The sequence below is a fragment of the Chitinophaga sp. CF418 genome (assembly GCF_900142925.1).
In the GTDB taxonomy this organism is placed as follows: Bacteria; Bacteroidota; Bacteroidia; order Chitinophagales; family Chitinophagaceae; genus Chitinophaga.
In genome coordinates, this window is record NZ_FRCN01000005.1 from 254019 (window position 1) to 265508 (window position 11490).

An 11490-nucleotide genomic window follows, 5' to 3' on the forward strand; every position below is an offset into this window, starting at 1 on the left:
GTTGAGATGTCCCTGCTCATTTATTCTATTGGTATTTATTCTTTAGGTATCCGTTCGTAACTGATCTTAAAATCTGTTACTTTCTCAAACAATGTCACACCAGCCCTTATTTTCTTTTTATGGGCTTTTGCTGTGACAGGATCATTCTCATTATCGTAGGTGTAAACATTGGTAGTTGTGGTCGTAGAATCTCCCGTAGGATATACCGTAACCTGTGTCAGCATATTATTAGCCGACAGATAGGTAATGCCTCTTTCATAATTTAAAAGGAAAATAGCTGATGGTTTGCTCATGAAGTTTGCCTTATCATCATAAGTATAAGACGTTGTAACTGTATCTTTACTTTCCTGCCTGTTTTTTATTTCCAGTGTATGCAATCTGGTTATATTTCCCGATGAATCCCACACAAGCAGATCTTTTTTATAGATTCCAAAAGGATAGTCCGCACCATAAGTTATCGTCTTGTGATAGATAGCTGTAAGATGGCCATTGGCATCGTAATCAAGGCTGTCGTACCGGTCTATTATTCCTCCGGAATAAATGTCTACCCTGGACACTTTACCGACATCATTATAACTGTAGGCGTTTGTCAGGCGCTGGTCATAATTCCACAGCTTCGAAACGAAGACCTGTGTTAATCTTCCATTTTCATATACGGGAGCCCCAAAGTGGTCGTACACGAGACCATTATTATCTATTTCCATAATTCTAAATGCATTGGGCATTTTTAGTTTGTTATAACCCTGCAGGATGCCTATTCCCTCGTCAGCCTGGGCATTATAAATGGATTGAAAAACTTTCAGCGTAGGCTTTGCCGGGTCATTTTTTTCGCAGGCAATGGATAATATAACCAGTACAACTGCACTTAATAAGCGCTTTTTCATAGGTTTAGAATATATGCTAATTTAAAGTTCCAGATTGCCAGGGATTTATGGCAAATCTGACCAAAGTTTCTGTTTACAAGTAAGTCACAAATATAATATAATTAGAATATAATTACTTTAAAACATTCCGTCCAGGCGCATAAACGAAGAGAGGGCATCCGCTAAAGCGGGATGCCCTCTCTTCGTATTAAAACACTTCAGTTTATGCTTTTGTTGCCCTGTTCTGCCTCCACAATACAAAGATGCTGCCTGCGATTGTTAGCCACAACAGGATATTTGCGATGTATACCAGTTTCTGACCGGTATAATAAGAAGCAGGTTCAAATTTGAATTCGATGGTATGCTGCCCGGCTGGTACTGCAATGCCACGCAGAATGTAGTTGACATTCGCATAAGCCGTTTCCTTGCCATCAATATAAGCGTTCCAGCCATCCGGATAATACACCTCACTCAATACTGCAAACTGGTTGCTGTTTGCGCTTGTAGCATATTTGATAGCATCGTTATCGTAGCTTACCAGCTTGATGGTAGCAGCAGAATCAAAAACGGGTTGGCTGGTGATTGCTTTGAGAGCATTGTCAATGATCACCGTGTCCTTCGGATTCAGGTGATCCAGGGCTTTAATAGCTTCAATCGGACCATTTACATACCGGACATGTTTGATGAACCAGGCGGCTCCCAGTGCGTCAGGATTACGCTGTACCACCGGCACTGGCTGCTGCTGGTCCTGTGAACGGGTGATCACATAACGTGTATCCAGCATATTCAGGACTCCCATATTCAGACCTGCGCCAGGTTTTGCAAACTGGTTTTCGATGATATCCTGGTACGTACGCAGTTTAGCGGCATGGTAACCACCTACTGAACGGTGATAGTAAGAGGTAACAGCATCATTGAAAGGATCGCCGGTAGACAGGTTTAACACCCTGTAATGCGGGTCAGTATCCTGTAGGATCTGCTGATCGGCAGGCGTTGGTGCAAAGTTACCTGCCTGGTAGCTGGATTCATCCTGGTAGTTTTCGCTGTTGAGGTATTTTTTAGCAACTATCAGCAGGTCTACGGTATTTACCAGTATGAATGCAGAGAGGATCACGACAGGTTTTGCGATATTCTTCATATAGCAATACAAGCCCAGGATAACCAGCATCCAGATCCACAATATGTGTCCGATACCTCCGGCAAACATGGCCTTTCTGTCAGCGATAATACCTTGCAGGATGCTGTTGGCCACTGTGGAGTTAGCCTGTTGCGTAAAGCCATCCAGGATCTGGGTATCATAGCTGCCTTTATAATCGCTGAAGACATATACCAGACCTGCAAATACAATTACACCACCACTTACATACAGGATCTGTTTGAAATTCTTCTGCAGGAACTCCTTTGCATCAGGAGCAAAGAATACCCTGTCCAGTGTTAATACCGCCATTAAGGGCAGTAATAACTGCGGGATGATCAGCGCCATGGAAGGAGCCCTGAACTTATTGTAAAGTGGCAGATGCTCGAACAGTATCCTGTTGAATCCTGCGAAATAACTGCCCCAGGCAATAAAGATCATTAAAACGGTAGCTGCCAGTATCCACCAACGGGTCACTATATCCACCTTAGTGCTGCCGTTTCCGACAAGCACTACCAGGCCAATGATAGCCAGGAAGCAAACTAATGCGCCGCTATAGGGAGGGCCGGCAGTGAAGGGAGCAACACCACCCCAGTATTTAGGCAAGGTTGCTGCTACCTGACTTGCCTGTGCTTCGGGAACATTCTGTTGTGTGAGTGCTGAGACAACTTTTGATTCGGGACTCAGGTGTTCACCAGAACCACCGCCAAAAGCGTTTGGCATCATCAGTACAAATGTTTCGCTCATGCCCAGGCTATAGGAGAATGCATAACTTTCATCCAGCCCTTCGGTTTTGGTCTGTGTCAGCTTACCATCTTCCGAAAGATCTACCGTCTTACCACCACGCATGGTATATTTTGAATACTCGTAGGTGGTCAGCAGGCTTTGAGAAACGTTGGCCACACCAATCAGTCCGCCGATAAGGGCAAGACCTAAGGCGATGACCATATGTTTGAACTCTTTCTGCATCACCCACATGATGATATAACCAATGGTCATAATACCCAGGGTGATCAGCAGATAATAGGTTACCTGCGGGTGGCCTGCACCTATTTCCAATGTGGCAAACAATGCAGCCACAGCCAGTCCGAGTATATACTTCTTTCTGTAGATCAGTACCAGTCCGGCCAGTAATCCAGGCATATAAGCAATAGCCATCATTTTTGTCTCGTGACCTACGGAAATAATGATGGGGTCATAAGTGGCATAGGCAAAACCCAGGCTACCCAATACAGCTGCCAATACATTTACGCCATAGGCCATTCCCAGGATGTAGAAGCATAAACAGGCCACAAAAAAGTAGCTGGCCGGCTTGGGCAGGTAAAACTGCAGGAGACGGCCAAAATCAGGCAGGAAGCCCTTTGAGTCCATCGCTATCTGGTAGTTTGGCATACCGCTGAACAGGTGGGTATTCCACAGCGGGAAATGACCGTGCGCTGCCTTATAATTAAAAGCATCCTGCGCCATCCCTTTCCAGTGTACAATATCGGTCTGTTGTAAGACCTTGCCTTCCAGCGCCGGGCTGCAATATACCAGCGCAACTATCAAAAAGACAGCAATTGCTACCACGTGCGGAATGATCTTCTTCCAGGAAAAACTGTTCATAGATCTTGTTGTTATTTTCTATACTGTTACTGATGAATACTAACCGCCTCTAAATCAGCCGACTGGCATCCAATTATGTTCTTGGTTAAATCTTATACTATTATTTAAAATAATAATGGGAGGCAATTTATGCTTAAATGTTAATCTTTCAAAGTGTTATAAAATAAGATATAATTAAAATGTCGGGGAAAAGTGGTTTGAGGGCGGGATGGGAAGTGCGGTGCAGGTACCTTCGGAAGATAGTGAAAGGTTTATAGGACAGATGTAATATGTGAGGATTTATGTATTCTTTTTTTTGTTAACGTCGCATTAACTAAAAACCATAAATTGTTTGGTAGTATTGTGGTAGAAAATAATTGTTCGGGTTATGAATTCCATTAGTTTGCCACACACACACGTCATGCAAAAGCAATTGCATTATACCTATCCTTCCAGACAATCTGCCATTGTTATTCCCGAAAACTGGGAAAGATCAGATCCGGGTTTCACTTCCGACGAAGTCATATCCGCCTATGAAATCGGCAAGGAAACCGGCAAAAATGTTCAACAGCATTTATCCCAAAAGATGCTATATGAGCAGTTTACAGCCAATGTGGCATTAGCCACAAAAATTGCTGAGGAATACAGCACATTTTTCACAGATCTGCGCACTGAACCACACATCAGGCTGCGCATCAATTCCTTTTCTTCCTTCGATCTCGCCTTCGTGCTGAGTGAAGCATTCTATAATTCCAAATATCTGGAAGCAGCCTACGATGCAGCATATGACTTAGAACAGTCACATGCCAGTGATATGTTCTCCATATTCATTTATTTGTTTCCCAAAACGAAAGGCTTCGATATCTCCAAAATGGAAGCTGACGGTTTTAATATTTTCTATGAACCAAAAATTAAAAAACCAACACATTCATCTTGCTCTGCACAATGAGCAAGCCTGTCATCTGGGATGAATTGGTTCTGTCTGCGGCCAGTTAGGATTCAATGTACTTATGTCTACGAGTATGTCGATACGTGTGGGTTTGCCTATGCATGGCAAAGCTTGTGTGCGGGTTTAATCATCTCTCAATGCTCTGCCTGCGGATGCGGCTCAATGTCTCAGGGGAAATGCCAAGGTAGGAAGCAATCATTTGTTGCGGGAAACGCTGAATAAGCTCAGGTTCCGTGTTTACCAGCTCTTCATAACGTTCTCTGGCAGTATAAGCAATGCTGCTGTGCAAACGGCGTTGTGTGGCTATATGGTAACGCTGGTCAATGATCCGTACCATTGTCACAACAGCAGGTACAGTCTCTAATAAACGCTGGAAATCTTCATTGGTGATCAGCAAAAGATCCGTGTCTTCCCATGCATCAATATTATAGCGGCTGGCAGTCAGCATAAAAAAACTTTCACGATCTCCGACCCAGGATTCCTCCAATCCCAGATTGATGACATATTCCGTTCCCTTAACATCTACACTATACTGCCGCATGGCACCCTTGAGTATAAAGCCATAAAATTTGCAGACGTCTCCCTCCTGCAATAGATATTGCTTTCGCCTTAGCCGCTTAAATGTAAATGCTTTCAGGACTATCTCGAACTCGGCATCGGTTAAAGTAGTTGAAGCATAGGTATCAATATAAGACCTCAAAACCTCACTCATCCTTTAAAGGTAGGAATTTTCCAAAAAGCTGCTAAGACCTTGTTGCTGCTACATATAAGCCCATATGATTTCCTAACACTGTTCGTAATTTAAAACTATCTGCTGATAAGCATTTCAAAGAGATGACCGTACTATCACGGAAAATAGTATTACGTATTTCTACGCAGGCAAATTTACTGTAACAAGTAAACTGCCGAAAGCATCCATGTCGGCTGAAACGCCTTATCTACACCTATTTCGCACCGATTAATACTACTGTAAATAAGTGTTATCCCGCTTACATACACCTCCTAATGCGCTATAGGATCTCTATCTGTTAGTGCTTCCATAAAAGCGATCAGCGCTTTCTTTTCCTTTGGTGTGAGCTGAAGTGGTACTGCGGATAATGTCTGGTTTGGTACAGATAATCCGATGCCATTTCCTCCTCCCTTATTATAAAAGTCAATCACCTGTTCCATATTACGGAAAGCTCCGTTATGCATGTAGGGCGCCGTCACAGCTGTATTACGCACAGTAGGTGTTTTGAAAGTGCCCTTGTAAAAGCCTATGGGAAAGAATGCCAGGCGGCCGCTATCCATATCTGGCAAAGGATGAGTAAGATCGTCAACTGCAGGTATACCCAATACTTCAAATTCAGTTCTGTTATAGCGTGGTGGTATCAGTCCATTGAACAAGGGAGCAAAGTGACAGGTAGCACACTGCCCTTTCCCCATGAAAATATTTCCTCCCTCCCGCTGCTCATCTGTCAATGCCTGCTTATTGCCCGCCATGTAATGATCAAAGAGCGAGTTGAAAGGCGCCAGCGTACGCAGATAGGCTGCCAGCGAGGCCTGCACCTGTAATAGAGAAATGCCCCTGTAATTCGGCATGTTGTGTAACCGGTGCAGAACAGTATCGTCATTGGCGTTCATTTCCTGCGGACTGTGCATCACTGCTTTTACCTGCTCTTCCAGGCTTTGCACCCTCCCATCCCAGAACTGTGAATACTGGTAAGCGGCATATAAGAGCCCCGGTGTATGCCGGGGTAATACTTCATTACCTGTAAGGCTCCTGTTTCGCATCAGCCCATCTGTAAAATAACGTTCCGGTTGGTGACAGGTGGCGCAACTGCGGGTCGCATTTCCTGATAAGGCTTTTTCAAAGAATAAGCGTCTGCCAAGCGCGGTATCACCTGTTATATCTTTATGTGGGAAAACATCCTTTTTCAGTGCCGTAGCACTAAATAGATCATGGTTACTGTTCAGCAATAAACGCTGTAAAGGAAGGGCATTATTTACCAGAAAAGAAAGCCGGTCAAATGAGTCAAAATCCGGCTGTGTACTCAGCATGTGGATGCCCTGTTGCAGATAGTATTTTATGCTGTCTTTTTTATCCAGATCCTGGTAAGGGGTGAGCATGGTGTCAATGGCTTTCATAGCAGCCGCAGCCTCTGCTATACCGCTCTTCAGTAAGGGCGCGTCATATCCTGTGATGTACAGGGTCATGATCCTTATCAGTTCCTGCTGTATGCTTTCTGTTACCTGAGCACTGGTGGCAGAGAACTGATACAACAAGGCATGCAGATCCTGCGCTGTCTGTACCAGCACCGTAGCTTGTGCGGCCAGTTCCGGCCTGTGTTGCCAGACCTGCGGATCGTACAACAAAGCTTCTATTTGTTGAAGGCCTACCGGCTCTTCATATTCGATATACGGTTCTTCTATTTCATATTTGGCTGGTGCGTTAAAAACATAAGCCTCACTCGCGAAGAAATATTCCAGGAAGAAAGCAATGGACTTGTAACTGATCCTGCATTCCCGCAGGGCCTGCCTGGCGGCTAATAAAGAAGTGCTGTCACCGGGTTGTAACTGTTCAATATGCCGGCGGAGCTGTACTGTCTTCTCTGCAAAAATGGGTTGCTGCCGTTTAAAATAGGCTACTACTCCATCTGATAAAGAAACATGGCGTTCCCCCTGCGATGTAAGTATTACTGCTATCAACAGCAATACACAAATACCGGGAAACGCCACTCTCCAACGCATATGTTCTATTTTGTAGTAATGATCGTAAATGTATCTTTCAGACAACTTTCATTATCCTGTACTGTATATTCTCTTTTACCTGCGCGTGCCAGTACCGTGATGCTCTTCGTCTGCTGCCCCTTTTCGCTCCACTTATAATTGCCTATGAAGGAAGCTGTCAGTGTCACTTTACTTTTAGCTTTCACATGTAATACGGTATGTCTATTGACTTCCTTCATCACCGTAAAATGATCCCTGATCACACCGTCCGCACAGATCCATTTCAGGTCAAGACGATTGCCCTGGACTTCAAGCAGGGAAGCTCCACCATCTGTCGCGTTTGCATACTGCATGGCATCATGCGGATAACCGGGCTGTGTACCTCCCAGCTTGCCTGCTGAGCCACTCAGCACATATACCGTGCCCTGGTTGGAACTGTCTTTTACATAGGGACAGGAGTTTTCACTGCCGTCATATAGTCCGGAGGACTGGCTCAGATTGTGCTGAGCGGCACTGTAAGTAGCCTCCATACCATAGTGGCCTTTCATGAGACGGGTACGCTCGTAATCGTGGCTATGACCACACAACACCATGTCTACGCCATAACGTTCAAGTATACGGATGAAATTCTCACGGATATGTACCAGCTCCATTTCGTTATCAGAATTGTGCGAACCCATCGTATAAGGAGGATGATGCCAGTAAGCTATCACCCACTGCTTGTTCTTATTGGCTTCCAGGTCACGTTTTACCCACTGTACCTGCGGACCGGCCGTATCATACAGACGGTATTGCTGGTCTTCCTTTCCGTACGAATCAAGAGATAAAAAATGGATGTTCCCTATATCAAAAGAATAAAATGCCTGTGTATTGGAAGGTACCCCACCGGATTCTCCCTGTGTAGGCATTGAAAAGTTCTGGTAATAGGCTGTCTGGTGTGTACGCTGTGCATGCGCGGCTGCGCCGGGGAAGTCCCTGTCATTGTAGTCATGGTTACCCGGAGCCGGGAACATGGGGTATTGTTTTAAAAGATCGTCTTTATATACATTAAAGAATTTTGCCTGAAACTCGGCGTCCGTACCACTGTTATAGGCATTATCCCCCAACAGAATCCAGGCGTCCATATAGTTTTCGCCCAGGTACTTCAGAACCGACTGTTTCACATTGCGCTGGTTTACGGAATTATTGCCGCAATCGCCGAATACACCGATACGGTACATCCCTTCTTTACCCTGTTCCGGCAGCGTGTAAAAGTAATTGGCACTATCTCCCTGCAATACAGTGGTGAAATCGGCTATTTTATAGTAGTAACGGGTATGTGGCTGCAATCCTTCCAGTCGTACGATATGTTCCGTAGTCAAGGTAGAGTCATTAACAATACGGTCTGTATTATCCTTTGTCTCCCCATACTGTACCCTGCTCCTGGTGGCAGTATTGGTACGCCAGCGTATACTCATACTATGCGATGAACCGACCTGCAGATATGGTCCGCGGATCAGCGATACGGTTGGTTCTTCCTCGGACTGTGCTGCGGCTACCAGGCTGCCTGTCATTAAAAAGCCCGCCAGCAGGCAGGATCGTATTATACCCATCTCCTTATTTTTTCTGCGAGGTACTCAATTTAAAATATTATACTGCTACCGGATGTATGAAATAATTGTTAAATAAAAATGACTGCATACATGTAGCGCTTGTGGCTCATATACTGCAGTCAGCCTTATTTGATGTAAAGATAAAAACTATAGTTTCAGTTTCAAACCCATTCTTTGTTTCATGGTCAGCAGCGCCTCGGCATTACCTCTTGCATCATCTACCGGATGATGAGTATGCGCTGACCGGCGGAGGTGTTTAAAGTTTTTAAACATATCCATCTCCATTCCCTTGTATATACTTCCCAGGTTCTGAGAGCTGAATCCGAAAGGGTTTTCCCCCAGGAAATGATGGAAATACCAGCAGATGAACATCCAGTCAAAACCGTTATTGTCGCTGATGAAAATAGGTCTGTCTGTACATACGTCGCTGATCCATTGTTTGAACTCAGCCATTACTTTCTGCGGATCATCGAATGCAAGCGTTTCCGTCCTGGAAAACCCTGATACAGCCAGTGCTTCGGGGATAAATTTGTTTGATATTGGCTTTAAGGTGCCATAAAACGTCTTATCGAGGGCATTGTCCACTTTAATGGCGCCAAATGAGATCATTGAATAATCTCCGGGAATAGGCCCATCGCTTTCCACATCAACCATTATATAGGCCATGTCAAATTGTTTTTTAGATAATAAAATTAAGTTTAAACAGGAGTACTGCCTGTTGTGTGTTCCAGTCCTGCAAGGAGCCTGCTGATACTGTTGTCTTAGCCGGGGTAAGGGGTATAAGGATCTTTAAGGCGCTTTACGCTGAAATACGTTGTTTATAAACGGGGGCAAAGATATAGATAATATTATTTATATCAAAATCCAGGCTGCAGGAGATTTCAGGAAGGGCTATTTGTTTTTTCATTTAACTTGCTTACAATCTCGCTCTGAACAGGTACAAGCTTCGTTCCTCCTATGTCTATCTTACGTTCATCCTAGGTTCAAAGACGTAAGATGAACGTAAGATGGACATAGGAGGAACGAAGTTATAGCGAAGCTTGTACCTGATTATATGCTGGTTTGTCTGGGTTATGCAGGATCACGAATACCGGGATTAAACTACAGCATATTTACAATTGTTTACCATGTATACCGACACATCCCGGGAACATCTCATCATTGGATCAGGTTGTCTTAAAGCGCGCAATTCTCGTGGTAGTTGATCAATTTGATGGGAGTCTGGTTAAACTCAAAGCCGGCGTACGCCTTTCCTATTTCGTCCAGGACGGTCATAATTTCGAGCGGATCGGTGGGAGTTACCAGTCTGCTTCTGAACGCTTTGAAGTCGGGTAACCCCTTCAGATAATTGAAATAATGTTTGCGCATGCTGTAGATACCCGCTACTTCGCCCTTCCACTGTATGGATTTTTCCAGCTGGCGCTTACAAACGCCTATGCGTTCCTCCAGTGTGGGTGCAGGCAGTATCTCCCCTGTCTGCAGGTAATGTTTTACCTCCCGGAAGATCCACGGGTAACCTATCGCCGCCCGGCCTATCATAATACCATCCACGCCATAGCGGTTCTTGTATTCCAGGGCTTTCTGCGGACTGTCAACATCTCCGTTACCGAAAATTGGTATATGTATGCGGGGATTATTCTTCACTTTGGCGATCAGCTCCCAGTTGGCCTCGCCTTTATACATCTGGGTACGGGTACGCCCGTGGATGGCCAGGGCTTTAATACCGGTATCCTGGAGGCGTTCTGCTACTTCTTCAATGTTTTTGGTATCCTCATCCCAGCCCAGGCGGGTTTTAACCGTTACGGGCAGCTGGGTGGCCTTTACACAGGCTGCAGTTAACCGGACCATCAGGTCAATATCTTTCAATACGCCTGAACCTGCCCCCCTGCTTACAATACCCTTGATAGGACAGCCAAAATTGATATCCAGCAGGTCTGGCTGGGTCATATCCACGATTTTGGCGGCCATAGAAAGCTTTCCTTCATCTCCTCCGAATATCTGTACCCCGACAGGGCGTTCCTCGTCAAAAATGGCCAGTTTCCGGCGGCATTTGTCCGTGTCCTTCACTAATCCATCACTGGAAATGAACTCCGTATACATCAGGTCGGCCCCGTTCTCCCGGCACACTACGCGGAAGGGAGGGTCGCTCACATCTTCCATAGGCGCCAGCAGCAAAGGGAAGTCAGGCAGCACAATATTGTCAATCTTTACCAAGGTTGCGTGTTTTGTAAATCAAAGCGATGTCCCCATTATCTGCCTCCGGACCAGAAATGATCCTCTCCCGGAGGGGTAAAATAAGTCATCGTCCAAATCGGAACGGCAAAATTACAAAAAAAAGGCGGGGCTCCTGAAGTCCCGCCTGAATGTCCTGAAGCTGTATTTCAACTGGTTGTTTTGGTTGATATGCTCACTGTCTATATAAACCATCATAAAGGCGAACATTTGCATGACTGCTATATCCCCTGTTCAGAGAAATACTACTGTAACCTCTCGTGAACTGCAATAGATTTCAAATATATCCCTATGACAATCCAGAGAGGGGTATACTTTGATATGCCCCTGGCGAGCTGAAATATTACGGTATTTGTATATTGAATGGATGACCGGACTGCTTGCTTGCGTTTCACCTCAGGTTATAAGTGGGGATTATACGTGGGC

General features: G+C 45.0%; 8 protein-coding genes. 1 reads left to right on the top strand and 7 read right to left on the bottom strand.

Annotated features, from left to right (window positions below; all coding sequences use genetic code 11):
• Positions 1-35: 35 nt before the first annotated feature.
• On the bottom strand, positions 36-884 hold the full coding sequence (locus tag F3I09_RS13425; protein ID WP_149695540.1) for a hypothetical protein: 849 nt from the start codon (positions 882-884) through the stop codon (positions 36-38).
• 202 nt (positions 885-1086) lie between these two features.
• Positions 1087-3603, bottom strand: coding sequence for a YfhO family protein (locus F3I09_RS13430; protein WP_149695541.1), 2517 nt, complete (start codon positions 3601-3603; stop codon positions 1087-1089).
• Between the two features lie 367 nt (positions 3604-3970).
• Between F3I09_RS13430 and F3I09_RS13435 the strand changes: the two genes are divergently transcribed.
• On the top strand, positions 3971-4531 hold the full coding sequence (locus F3I09_RS13435) for a hypothetical protein (protein WP_188133798.1): 561 nt from the start codon (positions 3971-3973) through the stop codon (positions 4529-4531).
• A gap of 127 nt (positions 4532-4658) precedes the next feature.
• Here F3I09_RS13435 and F3I09_RS13440 read toward each other — a convergent pair whose 3' ends face one another.
• The 5 genes from F3I09_RS13440 to dusB all read right to left on the bottom strand — a co-directional run bounded on the left by F3I09_RS13440 (position 4659) and on the right by dusB (position 11046).
• On the bottom strand, positions 4659-5243 hold the full coding sequence (locus tag F3I09_RS13440; protein ID WP_149695543.1) for a Crp/Fnr family transcriptional regulator: 585 nt from the start codon (positions 5241-5243) through the stop codon (positions 4659-4661).
• A 290-nt stretch (positions 5244-5533) separates the two neighbouring features.
• The gene (locus F3I09_RS13445) at positions 5534-7261 is read right to left on the bottom strand and encodes a cytochrome-c peroxidase (RefSeq protein WP_223233233.1); all 1728 of its coding nucleotides are present in this window, start codon (positions 7259-7261) and stop codon (positions 5534-5536) included.
• A gap of 5 nt (positions 7262-7266) precedes the next feature.
• Complete coding sequence (locus tag F3I09_RS13450; protein WP_149695544.1) at positions 7267-8832, bottom strand: metallophosphoesterase family protein; 1566 nt, start codon at positions 8830-8832, stop codon at positions 7267-7269.
• Positions 8833-8979: 147 nt separating this feature from the next.
• Positions 8980-9498 (bottom strand): exonuclease domain-containing protein, encoded by a 519-nt coding sequence (locus F3I09_RS13455; protein WP_149695545.1) that lies wholly within the window; start codon positions 9496-9498, stop codon positions 8980-8982.
• A 510-nt stretch (positions 9499-10008) separates the two neighbouring features.
• Positions 10009-11046, bottom strand: coding sequence for a tRNA dihydrouridine synthase DusB (gene dusB, locus F3I09_RS13460; protein ID WP_149695546.1), 1038 nt, complete (start codon positions 11044-11046; stop codon positions 10009-10011).
• Positions 11047-11490 lie beyond the last annotated feature (444 nt).

Excerpts from the sequence above, each read along its gene's own strand:
- F3I09_RS13425 (WP_149695540.1), bottom strand. The coding sequence starts at position 884 with ATGAAAAAGCGCTTATTAAGTGCAGTTGTACTGGTTATATTATCCATT.
- F3I09_RS13430 (WP_149695541.1), bottom strand. The coding sequence starts at position 3,603 with ATGAACAGTTTTTCCTGGAAGAAGATCATTCCGCACGTGGTAGCAATT.
- F3I09_RS13435 (WP_188133798.1), top strand. The coding sequence starts at position 3,971 with ATGAATTCCATTAGTTTGCCACACACACACGTCATGCAAAAGCAATTG.
- F3I09_RS13440 (WP_149695543.1), bottom strand. The coding sequence starts at position 5,243 with ATGAGTGAGGTTTTGAGGTCTTATATTGATACCTATGCTTCAACTACT.
- F3I09_RS13445 (WP_223233233.1), bottom strand. The coding sequence starts at position 7,261 with ATGCGTTGGAGAGTGGCGTTTCCCGGTATTTGTGTATTGCTGTTGATA.
- F3I09_RS13450 (WP_149695544.1), bottom strand. The coding sequence starts at position 8,832 with ATGGGTATAATACGATCCTGCCTGCTGGCGGGCTTTTTAATGACAGGC.
- F3I09_RS13455 (WP_149695545.1), bottom strand. The coding sequence starts at position 9,498 with ATGGCCTATATAATGGTTGATGTGGAAAGCGATGGGCCTATTCCCGGA.